The sequence below is a fragment of the Vibrio sp. 10N.222.52.B7 genome, assembly GCF_041474275.1.
Taxonomy (GTDB): Bacteria; Pseudomonadota; Gammaproteobacteria; order Enterobacterales; family Vibrionaceae; genus Vibrio; species Vibrio crassostreae_C.
Genome location: NZ_JBFRTU010000043.1, coordinates 23,861 through 46,303 on the forward strand (window position 1 = coordinate 23,861; position 22,443 = coordinate 46,303).

At 42.8% G+C, this 22,443-nt stretch carries 20 protein-coding genes; 15 read left to right on the forward strand and 5 right to left on the reverse strand.

The genetic code is table 11. The annotated features are described in order from the left end of the window. Positions 1-3: 3 nt before the first annotated feature. Positions 4-1,089, forward strand: a complete 1,086-nt coding sequence (alr, locus tag AB4512_RS13030) for an alanine racemase (protein ID WP_017063183.1) — start codon at positions 4-6, stop codon at positions 1,087-1,089. Between the two features lie 23 nt (positions 1,090-1,112). Then, the gene (locus AB4512_RS13035; RefSeq protein ID WP_017063184.1) at positions 1,113-2,318 is read left to right on the forward strand and encodes a BamA/TamA family outer membrane protein; all 1,206 of its coding nucleotides are present in this window, start codon (positions 1,113-1,115) and stop codon (positions 2,316-2,318) included. A 117-nt stretch (positions 2,319-2,435) separates the two neighbouring features. Here AB4512_RS13035 and AB4512_RS13040 read toward each other — a convergent pair whose 3' ends face one another. Then, entirely contained in the window at positions 2,436-2,855 is a 420-nt protein-coding gene (locus AB4512_RS13040; protein ID WP_372175009.1) for a secondary thiamine-phosphate synthase enzyme YjbQ, read from the reverse strand. Positions 2,856-3,181: 326 nt separating this feature from the next. Between AB4512_RS13040 and pgi the strand changes: the two genes are divergently transcribed. Beyond that, positions 3,182-4,834, forward strand: a complete 1,653-nt coding sequence (gene pgi / locus AB4512_RS13045) for a glucose-6-phosphate isomerase (RefSeq protein WP_017071572.1) — start codon at positions 3,182-3,184, stop codon at positions 4,832-4,834. Positions 4,835-4,987: 153 nt separating this feature from the next. On the opposite strand, the gene AB4512_RS13050 is transcribed toward pgi, so the two are convergent. Continuing rightward, positions 4,988-5,449, reverse strand: coding sequence for a chemotaxis protein CheX (locus tag AB4512_RS13050; RefSeq protein WP_017059940.1), 462 nt, complete (start codon positions 5,447-5,449; stop codon positions 4,988-4,990). Positions 5,450-5,466: 17 nt separating this feature from the next. Next, positions 5,467-5,925 carry a zinc uptake transcriptional repressor Zur gene (zur, locus tag AB4512_RS13055; protein WP_017059941.1) on the reverse strand — a complete coding sequence of 153 codons (459 nt, stop codon included), beginning with the start codon at positions 5,923-5,925 and terminating at the stop codon, positions 5,467-5,469. 433 nt (positions 5,926-6,358) lie between these two features. Here zur and AB4512_RS13060 point away from each other — a divergent pair, with 433 nt between their 5' ends. The 5 genes from AB4512_RS13060 (at position 6,359) to AB4512_RS13080 (ending at position 13,874) form a co-directional block, all read left to right on the forward strand. Further along, positions 6,359-6,568 (forward strand): hypothetical protein, encoded by a 210-nt coding sequence (locus AB4512_RS13060; protein ID WP_372158703.1) that lies wholly within the window; start codon positions 6,359-6,361, stop codon positions 6,566-6,568. 24 nt (positions 6,569-6,592) lie between these two features. Further along, entirely contained in the window at positions 6,593-7,747 is a 1,155-nt protein-coding gene (locus AB4512_RS13065; RefSeq protein WP_017059943.1) for a hypothetical protein, read from the forward strand. A 216-nt stretch (positions 7,748-7,963) separates the two neighbouring features. Then, positions 7,964-9,439, forward strand: coding sequence for a glycerophosphodiester phosphodiesterase (locus AB4512_RS13070; protein WP_017065767.1), 1,476 nt, complete (start codon positions 7,964-7,966; stop codon positions 9,437-9,439). Positions 9,440-9,482: 43 nt separating this feature from the next. Beyond that, positions 9,483-11,846, forward strand: a complete 2,364-nt coding sequence (locus AB4512_RS13075) for a hypothetical protein (RefSeq protein ID WP_102398012.1) — start codon at positions 9,483-9,485, stop codon at positions 11,844-11,846. 456 nt (positions 11,847-12,302) lie between these two features. Next, the gene (locus AB4512_RS13080) at positions 12,303-13,874 is read left to right on the forward strand and encodes a hypothetical protein (RefSeq protein WP_372175010.1); all 1,572 of its coding nucleotides are present in this window, start codon (positions 12,303-12,305) and stop codon (positions 13,872-13,874) included. Between the two features lie 11 nt (positions 13,875-13,885). Here AB4512_RS13080 and AB4512_RS13085 read toward each other — a convergent pair whose 3' ends face one another. Beyond that, positions 13,886-14,968, reverse strand: a complete 1,083-nt coding sequence (locus AB4512_RS13085) for a tyrosine-type recombinase/integrase (protein WP_372175011.1) — start codon at positions 14,966-14,968, stop codon at positions 13,886-13,888. 104 nt (positions 14,969-15,072) lie between these two features. On the opposite strand from AB4512_RS13085, the gene dusA reads away from it, so the two are divergent. The 7 genes from dusA (at position 15,073) to AB4512_RS13120 (ending at position 22,224) form a co-directional block, all read left to right on the forward strand. Then, positions 15,073-16,077 (forward strand): tRNA dihydrouridine(20/20a) synthase DusA, encoded by a 1,005-nt coding sequence (gene dusA, locus AB4512_RS13090; protein ID WP_019822275.1) that lies wholly within the window; start codon positions 15,073-15,075, stop codon positions 16,075-16,077. 206 nt (positions 16,078-16,283) lie between these two features. Continuing rightward, positions 16,284-16,505, forward strand: a complete 222-nt coding sequence (gene pspG, locus AB4512_RS13095; RefSeq protein ID WP_017059950.1) for an envelope stress response protein PspG — start codon at positions 16,284-16,286, stop codon at positions 16,503-16,505. Between the two features lie 135 nt (positions 16,506-16,640). Next, the gene (locus AB4512_RS13100; RefSeq protein WP_372110812.1) at positions 16,641-17,306 is read left to right on the forward strand and encodes a TIGR04219 family outer membrane beta-barrel protein; all 666 of its coding nucleotides are present in this window, start codon (positions 16,641-16,643) and stop codon (positions 17,304-17,306) included. A 202-nt stretch (positions 17,307-17,508) separates the two neighbouring features. Continuing rightward, complete coding sequence (locus AB4512_RS13105) at positions 17,509-17,739, forward strand: hypothetical protein (RefSeq protein ID WP_004735813.1); 231 nt, start codon at positions 17,509-17,511, stop codon at positions 17,737-17,739. A gap of 123 nt (positions 17,740-17,862) precedes the next feature. Continuing rightward, the gene (locus tag AB4512_RS13110) at positions 17,863-19,728 is read left to right on the forward strand and encodes an assimilatory sulfite reductase (NADPH) flavoprotein subunit (RefSeq protein ID WP_136981990.1); all 1,866 of its coding nucleotides are present in this window, start codon (positions 17,863-17,865) and stop codon (positions 19,726-19,728) included. After that, positions 19,728-21,455, forward strand: a complete 1,728-nt coding sequence (gene cysI, locus AB4512_RS13115) for an assimilatory sulfite reductase (NADPH) hemoprotein subunit (protein ID WP_372175012.1) — start codon at positions 19,728-19,730, stop codon at positions 21,453-21,455. The genes AB4512_RS13110 and cysI overlap by 1 nt, the downstream gene beginning before the upstream one ends. After that, entirely contained in the window at positions 21,448-22,224 is a 777-nt protein-coding gene (locus tag AB4512_RS13120) for a phosphoadenylyl-sulfate reductase (RefSeq protein ID WP_017059954.1), read from the forward strand. The genes cysI and AB4512_RS13120 overlap by 8 nt, the downstream gene beginning before the upstream one ends. Before the next feature lie 12 nt (positions 22,225-22,236). On the opposite strand, the gene AB4512_RS13125 is transcribed toward AB4512_RS13120, so the two are convergent. Beyond that, the coding region (locus tag AB4512_RS13125; protein ID WP_206361182.1) for a hypothetical protein at positions 22,237-22,443 on the reverse strand (207 nt) is incomplete at its 5' end.

The following is a 22,443-nucleotide window of genomic DNA, read 5'->3' on the forward strand; positions in this document are numbered from 1 at the left end:
CTAATGACTTACATGAAAGCGGCGACGGCGAGCATTGACTTAAACGCGCTCGAACATAACCTGAACCAGATAAAGTCGAAGGCTCCTCAGTGCAAGGTCATGTCTGTTGTGAAAGCCAATGGCTACGGACACGGCTTACTGCATATAGCCAAGCATTCAAAAAGCTCTGATGCTTTTGGTGTGGCGCGTATTGAAGAAGCGTTACAACTTCGTGCTGGTGGCATTGTTAAACCTATTTTGTTGCTGGAAGGATTTTACTCTTCGGGCGATTTGCCAATCTTGGTGACCAATAACATTCAAACGGTGGTGCATTGTGAAGAGCAATTAAGCGCGCTAGAGAATGCGGATTTGGAAACACCCGTTGTGGTATGGCTAAAAGTCGACAGTGGTATGCACCGATTAGGTGTTCGCCCTGAGCAATACCAAAACTTTGTTGAGCGTTTGCATCAATGTGCGAATGTTGCCAAACCTCTACGTTACATGAGCCACTTCGGTTGTGCTGATGAACTGGATAGAGCAACCACCGTTGAACAGACAGAGCTTTTCTTGTCGCTTACTGAAGGTTGTGAAGGGGAGCGTTCACTTGCTGCCTCTGCGGGTTTACTCGCTTGGCCAGACAGCCACCTTGATTGGGTTCGTCCGGGAATCATATCTTACGGTGTCTCTCCATTTGTTGATAAATCAGCGCAAGAGCTTGGATTTTTGCCTGTGATGACCCTGACCTCACACCTAATTGCCGTTCGCGATGTGAAAGCCGGTGAAAGTGTGGGTTATGGCGGAAACTGGACCAGTGAACGTGATACCAAGGTTGGTGTTATCGCGATTGGTTACGGTGATGGTTATCCTCGTACTGCACCTAACGGTACTCCAGTGTTCGTTAACGGTCGAAAAGTACCGATCGCAGGACGTGTATCAATGGACATGCTAACGGTTGATCTAGGCCCTGATGCGGCAGATAAAGTCGGCGATGAAGCGACTCTGTGGGGTAAAGGTTTACCTTCAGAAGAAGTGGCTGAACATATCGGCACTATCGCTTACGAGTTAGTCACTAAGCTGACTTCGCGTGTTGCGATGGAATATGTGAAGTAATCATGGATCTTGATAAGTAAATTATGTTCAAGCGAACGACTCGAAGCTGGCTAATGTCTGCAATGACATTACTCGGTGTCAGCTTTTCTTCTTCCGCTGTGAGTGAAGAAAAAGATTCAGCCTTTGTTCCTTTCTACTTCAGCACCGAAACCATGGGTAACACCTTTGGGGTTGCGGGTGTCGCAAAGGGTGTTTGGCAACCTCAAGCCGCTCTGTTTGGTATGGCACTCTATTCAGACAAAGACAGTTACGTCGGTTTTCTATCGGCTTTTAACTATGCCTTGTCTGAGAACGTATTGTTTAGCACTCAGATGTATCAAGCGCGCTTCAACGACAACCCGTATTACATTGGTTCTCAAGGCGATAATGATTCATCTATCGATGACAAAACCATTGCTGATGGCTTAGAGCAAAACTATCAGTTTGAGTTTAAGTATTTGCTACCTTGGGGCAACGTTGCAGAACACGGTTTACTCGGTGCTTTTCAGCCAATCAAAGATGTGAGCTTTGCTTCGCCAATCGAATCGGGTGTCAGTTCGATTCTATTTACGCCTTTTTATACTGCTCGTGAGTTGGAAGGTTTAAATAATACCGAGGAGGCAACAGGCTTTAGTTTGGCGTTTGATTGGGATAACCGTGATAGCACACGCAACCCGACCAGAGGTTCTCACACTAACCTTGAGTTCACCACTGGCGCAGAGAGTTGGTCTAACGATGACTTGTGGCTTAAGTGGACCTTCCAAAATAGCCAGTACTTTGCTTTAGGTCCTTTAGGGGACTTATTCGATCAACAAGTTTTAGCATTTGATTTCTATACCGCTGACACGCCAACGTGGGATAACTGCTCTGGGCAAGATTGTGCTCGCCCACCAGAAACGGAGCAAGCTCGATTGGGTGGCTTGTATCGTTTACGAGGTTATACCGGAGGTCGTTATCACGGTCGCTCTGCAGTTCATTATTCTGCTGAGTACCGAGTACTTCCTGACTGGCAACCACTTGGCGATATCCCACTGATAAACTACTACGATTTGCCTTGGTGGCAATGGGTAGCGTTTGCTGAATTAGGGCGCGTTGCCGATGAGTACGACATCAAAACACTGCACTCGGACATGAAATGGAGCTTAGGTGGCGCGGTGCGTTTCCAAGTGGAAGGCATTGTTGTTCGTGCTGAGTTGGCGCGAGGTGGTGATGAAGGGACCTTTAGGGTCATGATCAATCAGCCCTTCTAAAGCTTTCGGCCTACAGTAGGCCAAATACTATTTTTATAAGAGTGGTCGTGGAAACACACCACTCTTTTTTATTAACAAGATATTGTTTTTATTAAGGAGATCTTGTTTTCAAGCAGTCTACTCACCTTGCATCGTAGCAATCACAGTTCGGCTTCCACCACAATCTCGGTGCTCTCCTAAGTAAATGCCCTGCCATGTTCCTAAAGCTAAACGACCATTGCTAATTGGTATTGTCACACTGGTGCCAAGTGTCGATGCTTTAATGTGGGCAGGCATGTCATCATCACCTTCATAGGTGTGTCTGTAGTAGGGCGCTCGCTCTGGGACAAACTTATTAAAGTGTGATTCCATATCGGTACGGACGGTATGATCAGCGTTCTCGTTTAGCGTGAGGCTGGCAGAGGTATGTTGGATAAAAAGATGTAATAAACCAACAGATAGAGAATTGATATCGTGTATCTGTTGTTCAATTTCATCAGTAATGAGATGAAATCCACGCTTTCGTGCATTTAGGTGTATAGTCTTCTGAATCCACATACGCCATCCTTTATAATGTATTTGGAAAAAAAGTGGTTTAACGCTATCTTTTGAACTTGAATTTATCAGGTATCGCTCACATTTAATTATGTTAGAGCTAGAGTCTGTACCGATTCTTCTGTCAGGAAATCTAATCCTGATTTATCTCAAGGTACAGCTCTTCATATGCGGCATAATACGTCGTGAAAAAAAATTACAAAGAATCTTTCAGTGGTGACGCGGTTTGGTCATCACAGAAAAATATAAACTTTCGCCTAATCGGGGGTTCTATTCATCACCCAGGTGACGTTTAGAATAAAACCTACAGTAACATCGGGATAGATACCATGTTGAAAAATATCAACCCAACGCAAACACAAGCGTGGAAAGCTCTAACGGCACATTTTGAGTCTGCTCAAGATATGGATATGAAAGAGCTGTTTGCTCAAGATGCAAAGCGTTTCGAGAGCTTTTCTACTCGTTTCGGTTCTGACATCTTAGTGGATTACTCTAAGAACCTTATCGATGCTGAAACTATGCAGCACCTATTTGCTCTTGCGAACGAGACTGAAGTTAAGTCTGCAATCGAAGCAATGTTCGGTGGTGATGCAATCAACAAGACTGAAGGTCGTTCAGTACTTCACACTGCTCTACGTAACCGTAGCGACAAGCCAGTAATGGTTGACGGCAAAGACGTAATGCCAGCAGTTAACGCTGTACTAGCAAAAATGGAACTGTTCACACACCGCATCGTTTCTGGTGAGTGGAAAGGTTACACAGGTAAAGAGATCACTGATGTTGTAAACATCGGTATCGGCGGTTCGGATCTTGGTCCATACATGGTGACTGAAGCACTAACGCCATACAAAACTCGCCTAAACATGCACTTCGTTTCTAACGTAGATGGCACTCACATCGTTGAGACACTTAAGCCTCTTAACCCAGAAACAACGCTATTCTTAGTGGCATCTAAAACATTCACGACTCAAGAAACAATGACTAACGCGCACTCTGCACGTGATTGGTTCTTGGCTGAAGCGGGTGACAACGCACACGTAGCTAAACACTTCGCAGCACTATCAACTAACGCAACTGCGGTCGCTGAGTTTGGTATTGATACTGACAACATGTTCGAATTCTGGGACTGGGTTGGTGGTCGTTACTCACTATGGTCTGCAATCGGTCTTTCTATCTCACTATCTGTTGGCTTCGATAACTTCGTTGAGCTACTAGAAGGTGCTCACGAGATGGATAACCACTTTGCTTCAACTGAGTTTGAAAGCAACATTCCAGTAATCCTTGCGCTTATCGGTATTTGGTATAACAACTTCCACGGCGCTGAGTCAGAAGCAATTCTACCTTACGATCAATATATGCACCGTTTTGCGGCTTACTTCCAACAAGGCAACATGGAATCGAATGGTAAATTTGTTGACCGTGACGGCAATCCAGTAGAATACCAAACTGGTCCTATCATCTGGGGTGAACCAGGTACAAACGGTCAGCACGCTTTCTACCAACTGATTCACCAAGGCACTAAGCTGATCCCATCAGACTTTATTGCTCCAGCTATCAGCCACAACCCAGCATCTGATCACCACCAGAAGTTGATGTCTAATTTCTTTGCTCAAACTGAAGCACTAGCATTCGGTAAGACAAAAGAGACAGTGGAAGCTGAATTCCTAGCGGCTGGCAAAACAGCTGAAGAAGTGGCTGAGCTTGTACCTTTCAAAGTATTTGAAGGTAACCGTCCAACGAACTCTATTCTTGTTAAGCAAATCAACCCTCGCTCTTTAGGTAACCTAATCGCGATGTACGAGCACAAGATCTTCGTTCAAGGCGTTATCTGGAACATCTTCAGCTTCGACCAATGGGGTGTAGAACTTGGTAAGCAACTAGCAAACCAAATTCTTCCAGAGCTTGCTGACGATGCTCAAGTAACGTCTCACGACAGCTCAACTAACGGTCTAATCAACGCATTTAAAGCGCTTAAAGCTTAATTGAGTTGATAGCACCAAAAAAACGCCAACCTTCGGGTTGGCGCTTTTGTATCTGTATAGCAAGCATTGGTTAAATCGCAGGTAATAAAAAAGGCTGGCATGATGCCAACCTTCTTTGAGTTGATACTCAGTACTGCTAGAAATAAACAGCTGTTATTCGAAACAGATCTCGATGAAAGCATTACCCCATTGAGATGAGAAAGGCATGATGATGATTGCCCCATCACACTTGTGACGAATCGTATGACCTTTACCGGAAACCACGATTGGTGTTGCCATATCGAAGTCAAAACCGCTTTCCGCAAGAATACGTTTCGCACCGCCAGTCACCATGTTAGTGATTTCACCCACCATATCGGTCACTTCTTCGTTGAGGCCGTTTGGTCGTTCACCAAGCATGTTTTCCATGATTTCGAGAGCGAGACCTTCATCAAAGGTGATCGACATAGAGCCACGAGATTGTGTACCCACCATACCAATTAGGCCGGATACATCACCACGAGCGATTTCATCTTTCTTAACTCTCGGTTTTTGTGGCTTCAATTCTAGAGAAGCCATCGTTTTTAATACGTTCATCAAAGAAGCTAAAAACGGGTTTACAAATTCAGCGCGCATAATGTTCTTCTATAATCTTATTCTTTCATCTCGGAGGAGCAAGATTGGCAAATGCCATGCGATTCAATGACATGATTCGTCAATTGAAAGCCATGCTTCTCAGCGTTACTGGCGAGTAGGGTGACAAGCGCATCGTCCTGCAGTTCTATCACAGTGCCACATTTATCGCAGATCAGTAGTTGGGAGAAATGTTTGTTGGCATTGCAAGAGCAGCAGCATATGAAGCTATTGGTTGACTCAACTCTGTGAATGAAACCTTGCTCCAACAAGAAATCCAAAGCGCGATATACTGTAGGTGGCTTGGCTTGCGGTTCACTGACTTTCAACTGCTCTAATAATTCATAAGCACTGGAGGCTTTTTTATTAGAGAGGATGAGCTCAAACACTCGCTTTCTTTGAGGTGTTAATCTAACGCCTCGCGATGCGCATATCCCTTCAACTTGCTCTATTAATGTGTGGTCCAAATTTTTCACCATTCAATCGGACATCCCTAATCAAACCTTATTTCTAGGTTACTACGTTTTGGGAGCCAATGATTTCTATTAAAGTCAGGTACAGAGCGTATTGTGACCCACGACTTTGAATAAGACAAGGTAACTCAAAATGACAGTGTGACTCAAGGCATAACTGATTAATGAGGTTGAATTAGAGATCTGGTGAATAGGTTTATAAAAAAGTATGAGGTAAAGTTGATATGACATCTTCATTTGAGTTCAATTTAGCTCAATTAATTTTTCTTACAATAATGTGCTGTTTTAAATCACATTTCTTATCGCATATTGTTCCTTATTCGATAAGATCGATGCCTAATATAGACTAGAAGAAGACTATTGACCCCTCCTGTCAACATGAGCTTGTCATGGTGTATTGTAGTTTTAGTCTTTAATTTCAAATGCTTGGAGTTAAGCTGTGGAGCAAGTAAACAAAGAATCATTTCTGAAACTGTTGTCCATCTATAATCAAAGAGAAAAACGTTATCAACAACGTTTGGATGACTTTAAGGCCATGAGGGATAAGCTTGAAGAAGTGGAAGAACCAAGAGTTAAAAAAAATGAGCGATACATCAAACTGGCTATAGCCGCAGCTATTATTTTAGTCATCGCCTTTATCTTTATTTAAGTCGTCAAATTGGAAGGGAATAAAATGAAAAAGCATTTTGACGCTTTGGCTAAAGCTTCATTAGAAAGTAGTCATCTTAACCTTGGTGAATGGTATGAAAGCTATGGTTTAGCACTGCACTTATTCAAGTCTGATAGCAAAATTTACACAAAGGCGATGAAAAAGCGAGACGGTCATAAAAAGCACATTGCAAAATATATTGAACCTAAGTTACTCACCACGGAAGGAGTAACTGAGGAGTTTAAAAAAATAATGCGTTGGAAGACCTTTGTTGAACGATGGGACGCATATTACGAACCTATTGCAAAGCCTCAAGATCGCGTGCATCACTTGTCTGCAGTATTGGAGGCTTTGTCCGATGAAGATGTTCCACGAGCTTTAATCGAAATCGATAATTTGCCGGTTGACTACTTGATCAACGATACTTTTTGGGGCGAGGTCATTCTCTTTATCGTTGCCGCAAGATCAGGAGATCAAGAGCAAGCCCGATCAATAACGCAAGAACTGTACAACATGGCGCAGAGCGATCACAACACAGCGTTACTTAGCCATTTGTTACCAGCTTTATGTAAGAAATATTTAGATGAAGAGTATTATCCATGGCAAATGAAGGCTCGTGTAGTGAACTGGAATGGAGAAACTTATCATTGTGTTCCGGTATTAATACACAACTTTGATGCTTTTGGTGGTCAAGAGTACATAAACCATACTCCTGTCAGACAACGTGCTCGCGTTGAAAGAAAACATAGCGTGGATTACGTGTATTCTACAGACCGTTATGGAAACCGAGGTCAAAGCATCGCGAGTGCGACTGCTAATGTTGGAATCGCCGTAGCGAGTGCGACAGGTAAAGTTATCGGCCATACTTTGCTTTTGGGCGCCGCAGGGGCGATATATCTAGCGTTAGCCGGTAAGATTCGAGTAAATCACTACAATAATTCCAATCATAAAATAGTCTTAAATCGTAAGACCGAGATGCCTGTCAATTCGTGTGGTTATATCGTGACTAAACAGAACAGTACTATTGAACCATGGCAGGATGAAGAGGGGAGCGAAAGCATAGACAATAGCTTTTCGTTTTTGAACTTCACAGATGGTTTGGCTTATCCATGTCGAAAGGGGTATGACATCCCAGATGAACAAGGGCTTATTCAATTATTATTTGATGAAATAATGTAATCATGATTTGTATTTATGAGTTTTTGAGCCTTTGCTTTCAATCAAATTAAACCATTAAATACGTCCACTCCAACAACATATCAACAATCGAAATCAATGGTTGGAGTCATCATATATTAGCACTTTGCGGTCTCCGTGCTTGGAGGCCGACTTTGTCGTGCTCAGCGTGTGAAACCCAGTTATGTCACATATAAGCTACCAACGGATAAGGATCTCATGTTTTCACCACCTTCACGTGTAACCACGCTTTCAAGAGGGCTGCTTGTCACTACTATTGCTCTTATTCAGGGATGTTCATCTACAGATAAAGTAACACCACCACAACCAACCTTGGAGCGAGGGCTTGGATTACCTGCAGATGCAAAACTAATCTCGAATCATAACTCAGCAGAGGGGCGAGAAATGTTTCGTGATATGCAGTTGGCGTTAAAATCGCGCAATCTTTATCAAACCATGGGAGGGGATATCTCTTACATCAAAGGACAGTGCCCTATTGATGTTATCGCCCACCGTGGCAGCTCTAATTATGCTGAAAACTCTCGTAATGCGATTCAAATGGCGGCGGTAAGTGGTTTTGATGGAGCAGAAATTGATGTGATGCTGACGCGTGATAAAGATTGGGTTGTACATCACGACATAGAAACAGGAAGAGCAACCGCTCGTAGTGATGGTAAGCGATATCGCGTGAGTCGTATGAAGAGTAGTGAGTGGAACTCTCTGAGTGGAAGGAGCCCTGACGGAACATTAGATGGGTATCGTCCCGCTTATTTCAATGAAGCCGTGAATGATTGGTACCATTACGCAACGATTGAACAACCCCTTAATATTGAAATAAAAACATCAGATGGCTCCATGGAAGATTTGTTTAAACTCGACGAAATGGCCAGACAAAGTCTCCCCTATAGAAACTATTTTTATTCATCAATGGATATGGACGTTCTGAAAAAAATGCGGGAAATCAATTCAAGTGTTTATCTTGGGTATGTATGGGAGCCTCATTCGGCGTCGGTTGCTCAGTTTAAGCGGGATGCAAAACGAGGCATGGGTTCTGATGATTATTATCAGAAAAATAAAAAGAATATCGATCGCGCCTTTGCTATGGAGGGGCGTTATCGTAAGCATAAGCCCAAACATTCCGCTAAAACGGTAAAACGAATACTTGGCCCCAATAGTGGATTACATGTTGATATAAGAAGTTACCGACAATATGCGACAATTTACAGCCGTGCGAAAGCGCAAGGCATGAAGGTGGTGACTTATACGATTAACGGAACGGATTACCACCAAGATCAATTGGTCTCGTTAGCTAAGGCAGGTCGACCTCTGCCAGATGAGGCGATCATGGATACCAGTAAGTTCTCTATTTGTCAGCAGCTTGCTCCACAGCTTGTCGTTCAATCAAATGGCTACCAACCCACAACGTTAGCAGGCGAAACCGTTGCTGGCCTACCCAATGACGCTGATTTTCACCGACTCTATGAACAAATAGATTACCTCAAAGATGGCCATTACATCACTAACCGAGGTCTCATTAGGAGTGTGTCATATTCCAAGCCTGCTAGCGTGAAAGGTGTGAAAAAAAGAACGCAAACAACGCAGAGCGCGAAGCCAGCAGTGCTGTTTGATATTCAAGATGAAGATTTAAATTTAAGTAACGATGCGATCAGCATTTCGATGCCGACAGAAAAATGATGTTTGATGAGAACAGGGATAGACAAATTTTGGAAGCGTTAAGATGAAACCAGTTCCTAGCCAGGACGTAATAACCACAAATAATAAGAAGCCGAAATGGTTGGCTATTTTGTTGTTTTTTTGTTCACTTCTTTATCTTTTTCCTGAAGTCGCTTTCAACGCCAAGTTGGTTGAAATTGCGGGTGGAATCGATGTTAGTGATGCTCAATTACATAAAACGGAGCTATTTGGCCGAACCATCTCAGGGATCGGGGTGACTTTAATTGTTGCGGATTTTCTACTTAAAGGATGGCTGACCACGACGAAGTTTCGCGCTATTTCATCGTTGGTCGTGATTACAGCTTTGGTTTGGCCAACGGTGTTTTTTGGTCAAAAGGCAGTCATAGATAAATGGTTGATTGAACCGAGTAGTGCAAAGCAGAGACAGGAGGCTTTCTTTTCCTCTGTACTGCGATCTAGTTTAGCGATGAATGCGATTAATATCGAAGGGATCCCTTATAACTCAGAGGCGAGTACCGAGTCGTCAGAAATGACTTTTCTCGCTTTGATCGGTGGGTTGGTTTACAGCAATGATGCATTCTTAAGTCATATTGATGATAAGAAAGTTCAAATTTTGGATCGTTATATTCAAAATCGAGCAAACGCCAATTTCGATGAGCACTATGCGAACTATAAAGTATTACGGAGTGAAGTTCAGCAATCGTGGCATCAATATCAAAAACATGTTGGGGCGTATAATCAGACGGTAGAGTCTCGCCATCAAAAGGCCAATCAAGCGTGGGAAGAGGTCGAGTCGACCGTCGCGACGGGGTATCGTGATTATCAACAGGCGAGTAAGGCCTATTTAACGAGAGCAGAGGCGAGAGCACAAAGAGTTGCACAACCTATTTTTGACCTATTTGATGATAAAGAACGCTGTTATAAACGCAAAGGAAGCTCAAGAGCCAATTGTATCAGCCGCATTGAAGATCGCTATGAACGCTTATTAAAAGATAACTCGATTCCCCACCAACCGATGGATTATTGGTTAGAGAAAACCTTTCGACGAACGAAAGGTGAAACATCTTGGGGGGAAGCATTCGGTTCTCTAGGCTTATCAGTTATCCAAGCCGGTATTGAGCAGGCGACAGGGCAAGCTGGAGAAGCCATTCAAGATAAAACGTATACCAATAGTGTCGCTCATTACACACCACGAATACTGGCAGTGTGGCAAAAACAGTTCTTAAAAGAGACCGGTTATCCTATGGGAATCGACTCTATGTCGGAGTTTCGCTCCCACTCTACAACAGCAAGTAAGGTTCGTACTCAAGTTCATCGAAAGGGGATCCATTTAGACTCCAATTGGCAAATAAACCAAATTAGCGTGTTTAAAAATGCAGTCAGAAACAAAGTTATGAAGGACACCAAAGCTCGTTGGCATGCCGAGGCAAAGCAGCGGGGTTACGACATTGAACCGAACTTATCTTGGAATGATTTTCAAAAAGTAGCCGAAGTTCAGCAACAAATAAAGAATCGTATGGGCGAACGTTATTACGTCGAGCCCATGATGGCGACGTGGAATAATAAGCAATTTTACCAACAGGTTATTGTTCCAAATGTGAGGCGTGAGAGAGATTATTGGCTAGGTTATATTGAGGCGTCACGCGCTCAGTTTGCTGATGATGGCCCTTATGCTGAACAAGGCAAAGCGGCATTGCGTTCTATCATTGTGCCGCCAATATCAATGGGACTATCGCTATTTCTCGTTGTCCTAACGGTGTTTAAGCTGCCAGGAAAATTTATCGTGTTGATGAATTACCATAAACCACGGCCAGCACCGAACTTGAAGAGCAAGGCTCTGAATATAGGCAGCTCGTTTATCGTCATATTCGTTATTCTTGTTGTGCCTGTGAATGTATTTTCATCCAAGTACACTCAAACGGACTCAACGATTGGCTTTTTCTTAGAGCAAGTCAGTGACACACTATCTCCGTCGGCTTCTTATGCCGTTCGTTGGGTGATACATACTCAACCGTTGATTCATCCACTTGGCGCTCAAATAGACAAAAGTATGCGTATTACTGATGGGTTTTCTACCTCTTTGGAGCATTCGGTAGCGGAGTTGGATGGTGTTTTTGCTCGTTATTTAACTCAGCGTGCTGAGAGCGAACCGGTGAGTTCAGCTAAAAACAATAATGAAGCCCAAACGGAGTTTCCTATGTACATCAATTCAAATGCACAGAACCAACCGGGTTTTAAGGTTCGAATAATGAATATTAAGCCTAGGTACCAAGCCGGTATGCGATTGCCAGAGGGTAATTATGATGTTGAGGTCCGTGCCAATGGATACCAACCAAAGCGTTTATGGGTAAAGCACAGTAAAGGAAAAGCCTCTCACCGAATCGAACTTGAAAAGTTGGTTATTTAAGTCCGCGTCATAGAAAGTGAACAGAAGAAAATGATCTGCTCCTTCCACTAAAAAGGGTTTAGCGTTACTTGGTGCGGGAGCTGCTTTAGTAGCTGGTCACCCTGAACTTATCACCGCGAGCATATCGGCAGACGGTGTTCAATTCGGTGGCATTATTGGCGCAAGTGCTCCCATAGTATTTGGCCTATGGGAAACCCTGCGTAATGAGTTTAAGTAAATGGCTGAGTATCAAACACTAATAGTCGCGGTTGCTACAGGGTGCGTCTCAAGTATGGCTACAGTCGCTGCGATTAGAGTTGATATTGATTGGCTCAAAATTGGATTAGGCGAATTGAAAGTAAGAGTTATCGAGCTAGAGAAAACAAACAAGGATCCACAATAATACCTTGTCGTTTTATGCAGTTAAGGGATAGAGTGTTGCTGTTTCTTCAATGTTAACTTCATAGGTTGTAGTGAATGGCTCCAATTCATAAAAGGCATGATTTTCTTGAATCGACTAAACGCTTGTTAAGAGAGCACGTTGCGAACTTATGTTCAAAACCCGACTGTAGAGTTCTTACCTTAGCGTCTAAAATTGATAACTGTTCATTATCGAACGTGGGGGTCGCAGCTCATATTTGTGCAGCTGCACCTGGAGGACCTCGTTATAAGAAAGAGCAAACAGAAGCAGAAAGAAAGCATTATGACAATGGTATTTGGTTATGCACTACTTGTTCTAGGCTTATCGATGTTGATGATGGTTCTTACTCTGAAGAGCTCTTACGTGATTGGAAGAAGCAAACGTTAATCTTTGCAAGAAATAGCCTTGGTAAGCAACTCCTCCCTAAAGAAGAAATTGAATCAAAAGCACTAAAAAACACATTGGATTATGTATCTGGTAAGGACACCATCTTTTCTGCTGATGTACCATCAAAGATGGTTGGTTTTATTGACGATCACCTTAACCAGTTAGACGATCGATTTTCAGTTCAAACTAATATAATCAATGGCACAGCACTTAGACGTATTACGCCTCTAACTCATGATGCAAGTTTTTCAATATCAATGAGCAAGTCTGATGGAGAAGAATTTGAATCTAATATGGATATGATGAGAGAAACCGGTAAACCAGTAAGGCTATCCAATGAAAGCTTTAAATTTACCGGCTCGAAACTGTTTGAAACAATAGGTAATAATGTCAGTGGGGATAAAGAGCTAGTTATAAAACCTGCATCAAGTAAGGTTACTGTTGACCTTTATGCTGTTTCACAATCACAGCAAGTCTTTCTTGGAAGCTTTAAAGGGAAGCAGTTTCGATTGAAAAACGGCTTAAAGTTTGAAGCTTTTGCGTTTAATAAGCTGATTCATATATCGTGTTTTTATGACCTTTCAGATACTCAAGAGCCTAAAGTGACATGCAATTATGTCATTAAGACTTCGTTGTGGAATGGTAAACGTGTTAATCGAATTCCGTTTTTTAATAAGCTATTAATGGCCAAAGAGATTCTTCAATCGGGTGGAGCTTTAAGTATTGGGTTAGAGCTTAGATGTGGTGAGTCTATAGGACCAATGTCTCTTGGGGACGAGAAACAAGACCTTTTAAAGTTTTTCAGAGAATTCGGAGACGTTATTCATATTCTTGATTGCTATAAAAAAATATCAGAAAAATTCGCTCTTCCACAGCCGATCTTCAGTGACTTTGAATTATCAGCTGATGAATATGAAACGTTGACCTACGTTACAAGCTTGCTTGATGGAGAAGAAATTGTGTTGGGTAACGATATTGTACCTTTCAAGTATGATGTCAGCTTGGAGGAGTACCAAAAAATATTGGAAAGCCTGAAAGATGGTAGCCCCAATGAAGTAAAAATCACAAAGAGAGGCTTCCTTCCTGAAAGTTTTGGGCTAGACCTAAAGTCGATAGAGTTTGAACGCACCTATTTTGATTTGGAGTTAGATGCGATAGTTGAAGACGAGCTAGTAAAGTTAAATTATGTACCAAATAAAGATTCAAAGGTGGTTTCAAGTTTGTCTCTTGCAGATAATTAAATTTAAGTTTTTTATATCGACTTAACTGTATTCTTCATGTGCAGCTTATGCGGAAATAGCTGCGTATAAACTTGCCACAGAATGTTCAAATTCCGATGGCCAGTTACTTGGGCTACTTCTTCAATTGAGTAGCCCTTTTCAAACAATCTACTTGCTCCCTCTCTTCTCAAATCGTGGTACCTCAAATCTTCAATACCTAATTCGTTTCGTACTCGCTGAAAGCCTGCGCTGACACTTCGTGAATTGTACGGAAAAATCAGATCACCTTTATTGGGTTGCTTGAGTGCGATCTCGAATGATTCACCAAGTAACGGAACAATCATGTGATTACCCTCTTTTTTTCTTGGGTCTTTTCTATCTCTAACGAGTATCGTTTTATGTTCTTGGTTGAGGTCTTCCCAACGCAGTTTGCAGACTTCACCAATTCGCATACAAGTGAGAATGCTGAACTCTAAAATGTCAGTGAATGGGATTCGAGTTTTGCCGTTTGGTCTGAAAGACTCACGTTGCTCTAATCCAAGCTTTAAAAGCTTCAGCTCTTCAGAAGTAGGGCGACGTGTTCGTTTCTGACTCTTACCGACTAACCCCATATCAATAAGAACGGGTACGGCTTCATCAAATATCTGGTGATTGGTGTCGATGTTGAAGACAGGCTTAGACTTTTTCATTACAGAACGCAGGTAAGCAATATCATGATAAATCGTTGCGGGTTTTGCTCCTGCGCCTCTTCTGTTTTTACAGTGCTCGATTAAGTCGCTAGTTCGTAGCTGATTACTCTCAACTTGGGCGATGTCGCAATCCCTAAGCATTTTGATCACATAGCGTTTTGTTCGGCCTGTATTGTCCCAAAGGTCACGCTCTGCCATGAACAAATCGAGGAGTACCGAAAGGGGTACAGTTTTTGGCTGATTGAGTACCCCTTGAGCTTCTAGTTCAGCTACCCTTTTTTTACCGAAAGCTTTAGCGAGTGCTTTCTTTTTTAGAGTTTTGCTTTCCCTGTGTATAATGCGCGAATTCTTTTTAACGATGATTGTTACCTTGAACCTTGGTTCACCGCTTTTTAGCTTTCTGGTCTCGATGGTATAACTTGCCATTGTCCAACTCCTAAAGGGGTACTTGAGGGGTACTACAGGAAGTAATTCCGTTTAATTCTAGGTAATTCACTGTATGTTTGTACAGTATTAATTGAGACTGAATCATGACAAACACTAATAAAACCAGTAAATACGCTAGTAACCGACTTTCTGTTGCACCCATGCTCGATTGGACTGACCGCCACTGTCGTTACTTTCACCGTTTGCTTTCTCAGCAGACGCTTCTGTACACGGAAATGGTAACCACAGGTGCGATCTTACATGGTAAGGGTGACTTTCTAGAATATAACGAGCAAGAACATCCTCTTGCTCTTCAACTTGGCGGCTCAAACCCTGTTGATTTAGCAGCTTGTGCCAAGCTTGCTGGTGAGCGTGGCTATGATGAAGTAAACCTAAATGTAGGTTGTCCTTCAGACCGAGTTCAGAATGGTCGTTTTGGTGCATGCTTGATGGCTGAACCTGAGCTGGTGGCAGATTGCGTATCGGCGATGAAAGAAGTGACTGATATTCCAATTACTGTGAAAACGCGAATTGGTATCGATGACCAAGACTCTTATGAGTTTCTGACTAAGTTTGTTTCGACGGTTTCTGAAAAAGGCGGCTGTGAGCAATTTACTATTCATGCTCGTAAAGCATGGTTGAGTGGCCTTAGCCCGAAAGAGAACCGCGAGATCCCACCGCTAGATTACGATCGTGCATACCAAATCAAGAAAGACTTCTCTGATCTTGTGATTGCTGTGAATGGTGGCATTACTACTCTTGAGCAAACTAAAGAGCACTTGCAACACCTTGATGGTGTGATGATCGGTCGTGAGGCTTATCATAGCCCGTTTATCTTGGCTGAAGTTGATCAACAGATTTTTGGTTTGGATACGCCAATTAAGAAGCGCTCACAAGTAGTTGAAGAGATGTATCCGTACATCGAACGTGAACTTTCAAACGGTGCAAGCCTAGGGCACATCTCTCGTCATATGCTTGGTTTATTCCAAAGCATGCCGGGCGCAAGACAATGGCGTCGTTACATCAGTGAGAATGCGCATAAGAAAGGTGCAGGTATTGAAGTGATGCAAACAGCATTGGCTAAGATCCCTAAAGAGCTAAATGTTTAAGCTCCCTCTAAGTTAAAAACTTAAGGTTAAATTCGCCACTAGAGGCTAAATTTACCACTGTAAGTTTCTGAAAAGCCACGCATGAAGATGTGTGGCTTTTTATTTATCTGATAAATAAGGGTTTTATTGGTTTGGCACACTTGGTATGGAAGCTGCAATGTTAGAAAGTAGGAAAGATAGGTCATTAACTCATTAGGGAGACCATTATGTTTGAATTAATATTTGTTCTTATTTTCGTTGCGACTCTACTTGTCACTGGTATCACGTTTATGACGGTATTGGCTGCAACCGGAGTGGCGTTATTAGTCATGTTGGTCTTAGGTATGATGGGCGTCGTGTTTAAGTTACTGCCTTGGTTGATCGTGATTGCAATCGGTGTGTGGTTTTTCAAAAACTTTGTACACAGTTCTAACCAAAGACGTTACTAAGATCATGGTGTCGTCAAATCTTTGATCGTCAGCGGTTTATCGTTTGAGAATTTAAGATGTGTGATAGAATTTTCCCCAATAATCTATGAATGTGCATACAATTAGCACAACGATATGGAATTGGAGCTATCTCAAATGAATAAAATGCCATTAATTGCTTTAGTGGGAATGCTATCTTTAAGCTCGGCAGTGTCTGCTGAAGAAGAGTTTTCTTACACGGCTAAAGTCGGTGCCGATATGTGGTGGGGAAGTACAAAGCTAAACGAAGTTAGACAAGATGATGACTCTAACTCACCTTCGTTGTATTTCGCATTTGAGCATAATGCCCCGATGCTACCAAACGCTAGCTTTCGCTATACTTCTGTTGATGCAGATTCATTGGCTTTCGATAAGTACGATTACACCTTCTATTACACGTTGTTAGATCACAAGCTGATGAACTTTGATGCAGGTGTGACGTTCACTCAGTACTCAAACTCTAACTACATTGAGCCTAAAACGAGTACTCAAGCAACCTTTGATGAATTTACTTGGAGCTTCTACGGTAACGCAGAGATCAACGTTCCTGACACCAACTTCGATATCATTGGTACCATCGAGTTTGGTGATAGCAGTGGTATTAAGAGCACTGACTTGATGGCGGGTGTTCAGTACCGAATTCCAGTAGCAGAATCTGAGATTGCCCTGCGTGGTGGTTACCGTGTTATCGATTTAGATTCGGATGAGTTCTTTAGCTCAGAACTAGGCAAGAGCTTTGTCATGGTCGATGGTTGGTTTGCTGGTGCTGAAGTGCGCTTCTAGGCCATATAAAGCAAATTTAGAACGAATTTTAAGAACGCCACTTTATTAAGTGGCGTTTTTTTATATCTATTGGTTACTTGAGTATATATCTTTCTGGAATTAGTTAGCACATTCATCACTTTCGACCATCCTTAATACAGAGAGCTAATTTGCGTCTATTCTTATAAGGTCTATGTAGTGAGGTCAAAGCAAGGGATGGAATATGACACTCAATGAATTGAGAAATTTATATAGAGAAAACCTGTTAGTTGAAGCCATCATAGAGCCCTCAATTCAAGAAGGGTCTTGGGTTGTGGAGTTTCGTCATATGGGTGGTGGCTTCGTTCTGCTTACTGATGTTCATGGTGAAGAATGTCATTACGCGGATTTAGACTTGGCATCTAAGTCGGCAATGGCGGTTGGCTTTCAGCAAGTACGCATTGAAAACCAGTAAGACAATTTACGTTTCAATCGGTTTTTACTTCCAAAAAGTTATAAAACATACTTTTCTATTCTTTCTTGTTATTAAAAGGAGTGGTTAATCTATCGTCACGCAATGATTAGGGATGTCGTGACCATGTCTTTAAATAAGAAAGAGTCTTCACAAAACAATAATGCACAGTCTGGGGCTAATGAGTTACCTGGGCTAGCAGCACCACTTAATGACCAACAATTAGGTCATCTTCAGCAAACTGTTTCTGAACTGTCTTCACAGCAACTGGCATGGGTCAGTGGATACCTTTGGGGAGTGAGCCAAGCTCAGCCTGTCGGTGCTGCTGCGCCAATCGCTCAAGCGGCCGCTGCAGTAGCGGCTAAGCCAGCGGGTAAGCTCAGCATTATCTTCGCTTCTCAAACCGGTAATGCTAAAGGCGTCGCTGAATCGCTCGAGGCAGAAGCAAAAGCCTTAGGTATTGCTGTCGAGCTTTTCGATGCAAGTGATTATAAAGGTAAGAACCTAGCCAAAGAGACACACGTCATTTTTGTGGCTTCAACCAATGGTGAGGGCGAAGCCCCTGATAACGCTATTGAGTTGCATGAATTCCTACAATCGAAGAAAGCGCCAAAATTATCAAACCTACAATACGGTGTGATTGGTTTAGGTGACTCAAGCTATGAGTTCTTCTGCCAAACGGCTAAAGACTTCGATAGCTTCCTCGCTAAGCTTGGTGCTAAATCGTTTGTCGACCGTCTTGATTGTGATGTTGATTACGAAGAATCAGCAACGGAATGGCGCGCTAAAGCATTAGAGCAAGTAAAAGAGACGCTATCGACAGGCACTGAAGCCGATGTGGTTCAATTACCAGTCGGTCAAGCGGCCGCCGGTCATTCGCAATACACCAAACAAAATCCATATACAGCGACACTATTAACCAGTCAAAAGATCACGGGTCGTGACTCGGGTAAAGATGTTCGTCATATCGAGATTGATCTTGATGAGTCGGGCATTACCTACCAACCCGGCGATGCGCTAGGCGTATGGTATGAAAACAGTTCAGAACTCGCAAATCAGATTCTTTCTAAGGTTGGGTTATCGGGTATCGAAAGTGTCGATGTCGATGGTGAGAATCTATCTATCCATAGTGCGCTAGTGAGTAAATTTGAGATTACCACTTCAAACCCTCAACTTGTGACTAAGTTTGCTGAGTTATCGGGCAGCAAGAAGTTAATCAAGCTGGTGGAAGATAAAGACAAGCTTCGTGAATACGCGGGTAATACTCAAGTTGTCGATGTTTTAGCTGAGAAGAAAACTAAGCTATCGGCTGATGAGTTAATTGGCCTGTTACGTAAGCTGACACCGCGTCTCTATTCTATTGCATCAAGCCAAGCAGAAGTAGATGAAGAAGTTCACTTGACGGTTGGTTTGGTTGAATACCAAAAAGGCGAAGAGTCTCGTTTAGGCGGAGCTTCTAGCTTCTTAGCTCAACGTCTTGAAGAGGGTGGTGAAGTGAAGGTGTTTGTTGAGAACAACAATAACTTCAAATTACCACAAGACGACAATACACCAATCATCATGGTCGGCCCGGGTACCGGTATCGCACCGTTCCGCAGTTTTGTTCAAGAGCGTGAAAACAATGATGCTGAAGGAAAAAGCTGGTTGTTCTTTGGTGACCGTACCTTTACTCAAGATTTCTTATACCAAGTTGAATGGCAAAAGTACCTCAAGTCTGGCGCGCTAACTAAGCTCGATGTTGCCTTTAGCCGTGACCAAAAAGAAAAGGTTTATGTTCAGGACCGTTTAATCGAACAAGCAGAGCAGGTGTGGCAATGGCTGCAAGAGGGCGCGTACCTCTATGTCTGTGGCGATGCGACTCGAATGGCTAAAGATGTTCATGAAGCGTTAGTTTCGATAGCGGAAAAGCATGGCAACCAGAGCCGCGAGCAAGCTGAACAATATATTAATGATTTACGTAAAGCGAAACGTTACCAAAGGGATGTGTACTAATGAGCAAGCAAGTAATAGAGCAAGAAGTGCTAGGTCAAGTACTTGGACCTTTGGCTGACAATGAGCGTCTTAAGCGTGAAAGTAATAACCTACGCGGTACGATTGAACAAGATCTCCAAGACCGCATAACAGGTGGCTTTACTGCTGATAACTTTCAGTTGATTCGTTTCCACGGTATGTATCAACAAGACGACCGTGATATTCGTAACGAACGTACCAAACAAAAGCTCGAACCGTTACATAACGTCATGCTTCGTGCTCGTATGCCTGGTGGCATCATTACCCCTAAGCAGTGGTTGGCGATTGATAAGTTCGCAGACGAAAGTACCTCTTACGGTTCAATTCGTCTAACAACTCGTCAAACGTTTCAGTTCCACGGTGTCTTGAAGCCGAACATTAAGTTGATGCACCAAACGCTAAATAGCATTGGCATTGATTCAATTGCGACAGCGGGTGATGTAAACCGAAATGTTCTATGTACGACAAACCCGGTTGAATCTGAACTTCATCAAGAAGCTTACGAGTGGGCGAAAAAGATCAGTGAACATCTATTACCGAAGACTCGTGCTTATGCAGAAATCTGGTTAGATGGTGAAAAACTAGAAACAACGGATGAAGAACCTATCCTTGGTAGCAACTACCTACCGCGTAAGTTCAAGACGACGGTTGTCATTCCTCCGCAAAATGATGTGGACGTCCATGCTAACGATCTTAACTTTGTTGCTATTGCTGAAGACGGAAAGCTGGTGGGCTTTAATGTGTTAGTCGGTGGCGGTCTTGCTATGACACATGGTGATACCTCTACTTATGCACGTAAAGCTGACGACTTTGGTTTTGTGCCATTAGATAAAACGTTAGATGTAGCAGCGGCGGTGGTAACAACTCAGCGTGACTGGGGTAACCGTTCAAACCGTAAGAATGCAAAAACCAAATACACACTAGACCGTGTTGGTATTGATGTATTCAAAGCAGAAGTAGAAAAGCGTGCAGGCGTAGAATTTTCTGAAAGCCGTCCTTATGAGTTTACTGGCCGTGGTGATCGCATTGGTTGGGCGGAAGGCATTGATGGTAAGCACCACTTGGCGTTATTCATCGAGAATGGTCGTTTACTTGATTTTCCGGGTAAAGCTCTGAAAACAGGTGTTGCTGAAATAGCGAAGATCCACAAAGGTGACTTCCGCATGACTGCAAACCAAAACCTAATTGTTGCGGGTGTGTCGACGAGTCAAAAGGCCAAGATTGAAAAACTGGCGCGTCAATATGGCTTGATGGATGATGCTGTTTCAGAGCAACGTAAAAACTCAATGGCGTGTGTGGCTTTCCCAACATGTCCTTTAGCAATGGCAGAAGCTGAGCGCTTTCTTCCTGAGTTTGTAACGGATGTTGAAGACATTCTGAAAAAACATGGATTACCAGAAGAAGATAACATCATCCTTCGAATCACAGGTTGTCCAAACGGTTGTGGTCGTGCAATGTTGGCTGAACTTGGTTTGGTGGGTAAGGCTCCGGGGCGTTACAACATGCACCTAGGTGGCAACAAGGCCGGAACTCGTATCCCTAAGATGTATAAAGAGAACATCACATCAGCTCAGATCTTAGAAGAGATTGATGCGCTGGTGGGACGTTGGGCTATAGAACGCAACGACAAAGAAGGGTTCGGTGATTTTACAATCCGAGCTGGCATCATCGAAGAGGTGATCATTTCCAAGAGGGATCTGCATGCATAATTCTGTCGCTTCAAAATTGAAGTTAGCAGAGCTACTCGCATTGACTAAGACGGAGCAAATACTTCGTCTTGGACAAATCAACGCAGAGTTAGAGCAGCTAACCGCATTAGAAAGAGTTAAGTGGGCTTTAGATAATTTAGAAGGGACACATGTTGTGTCTTCTAGTTTCGGAATCCAAGCAGCATTGATGTTGCACCTAGTGACCCAAGCAAAACCAGATATTCCGGTTATTTTGACTGACACAGGGTATCTATTTCCGGAGACCTATCGCTTTATTGATGAGTTAAGTCAGAAGTTGACTCTAAACCTTCAAGTCTTTCGCGCCCAACAGAGCCCTAATTGGCAAGAAGCGCAATATGGAAAACTTTGGGATCAAGGTATAGAAGGGATAGAGAAGTACAACAAGCTTAATAAAGTTGAACCGATGAGAAGAGCGTTGGATGAGCTCGAGGCTGGGACATGGTTTTCCGGTTTAAGAAGAGAGCAATCTCAATCGCGTGCAAATTTGCCAATCTTATCTATCCAAAATGGTGTGTTTAAATTTTTGCCGGTAATCGATTGGACGAATAAAGATGTTCACTATTACCTAGAAGAGCATGGTCTCGGTTATCACCCGCTTCGAGAGCAGGGTTACCTTTCTGTTGGAGATACACATACAACTAAGAAGTGGGAACCGGGTATGACTGAAGAGGAAACTCGTTTTAATGGGTTGAAACGCGAATGTGGTCTCCATGAAGATGATGGAGAGCAATATGGTTCTGGGATTTAGACTCGTTGCCATTTAAAAAGCTGCCATGAGGCAGCTTTTTTGTTTTCTAGGATGAAAATCAGAGCAATTGTGGATAAGTCTGTGGTTATTTTGTAAGTACTCTGTAGTTAAACTTGCACAAATGAGGCTTTGAGTGTTTATTCGCCATGTAATCGTTATTTTTGCATCTTTCTTTAATAAACACTTGCCAATGTGATGAACATCTCTATAATGCCGCCT

Excerpts from the sequence above, each read along its gene's own strand:
- AB4512_RS13040 (WP_372175009.1), bottom strand. The coding sequence starts at position 2,855 with ATGTGGATTCAGAAGACTATACACCTAAATGCACGAAAGCGTGGATTT.
- AB4512_RS13075 (WP_102398012.1), top strand. The coding sequence starts at position 9,483 with ATGAAACCAGTTCCTAGCCAGGACGTAATAACCACAAATAATAAGAAG.
- AB4512_RS13050 (WP_017059940.1), bottom strand. The coding sequence starts at position 5,449 with ATGCGCGCTGAATTTGTAAACCCGTTTTTAGCTTCTTTGATGAACGTA.
- pgi (WP_017071572.1), top strand. The coding sequence starts at position 3,182 with ATGTTGAAAAATATCAACCCAACGCAAACACAAGCGTGGAAAGCTCTA.
- cysI (WP_372175012.1), top strand. The coding sequence starts at position 19,728 with ATGAGCAAGCAAGTAATAGAGCAAGAAGTGCTAGGTCAAGTACTTGGA.
- AB4512_RS13065 (WP_017059943.1), top strand. The coding sequence starts at position 6,593 with ATGAAAAAGCATTTTGACGCTTTGGCTAAAGCTTCATTAGAAAGTAGT.
- AB4512_RS13120 (WP_017059954.1), top strand. The coding sequence starts at position 21,448 with ATGCATAATTCTGTCGCTTCAAAATTGAAGTTAGCAGAGCTACTCGCA.
- AB4512_RS13035 (WP_017063184.1), top strand. The coding sequence starts at position 1,113 with ATGTTCAAGCGAACGACTCGAAGCTGGCTAATGTCTGCAATGACATTA.
- dusA (WP_019822275.1), top strand. The coding sequence starts at position 15,073 with ATGACAAACACTAATAAAACCAGTAAATACGCTAGTAACCGACTTTCT.
- AB4512_RS13100 (WP_372110812.1), top strand. The coding sequence starts at position 16,641 with ATGAATAAAATGCCATTAATTGCTTTAGTGGGAATGCTATCTTTAAGC.
- AB4512_RS13070 (WP_017065767.1), top strand. The coding sequence starts at position 7,964 with ATGTTTTCACCACCTTCACGTGTAACCACGCTTTCAAGAGGGCTGCTT.
- AB4512_RS13080 (WP_372175010.1), top strand. The coding sequence starts at position 12,303 with ATGGCTCCAATTCATAAAAGGCATGATTTTCTTGAATCGACTAAACGC.
- zur (WP_017059941.1), bottom strand. The coding sequence starts at position 5,925 with ATGGTGAAAAATTTGGACCACACATTAATAGAGCAAGTTGAAGGGATA.
- AB4512_RS13110 (WP_136981990.1), top strand. The coding sequence starts at position 17,863 with ATGTCTTTAAATAAGAAAGAGTCTTCACAAAACAATAATGCACAGTCT.
- AB4512_RS13085 (WP_372175011.1), bottom strand. The coding sequence starts at position 14,968 with ATGGCAAGTTATACCATCGAGACCAGAAAGCTAAAAAGCGGTGAACCA.
- pspG (WP_017059950.1), top strand. The coding sequence starts at position 16,284 with ATGTTTGAATTAATATTTGTTCTTATTTTCGTTGCGACTCTACTTGTC.
- AB4512_RS13105 (WP_004735813.1), top strand. The coding sequence starts at position 17,509 with ATGACACTCAATGAATTGAGAAATTTATATAGAGAAAACCTGTTAGTT.
- alr (WP_017063183.1), top strand. The coding sequence starts at position 4 with ATGACTTACATGAAAGCGGCGACGGCGAGCATTGACTTAAACGCGCTC.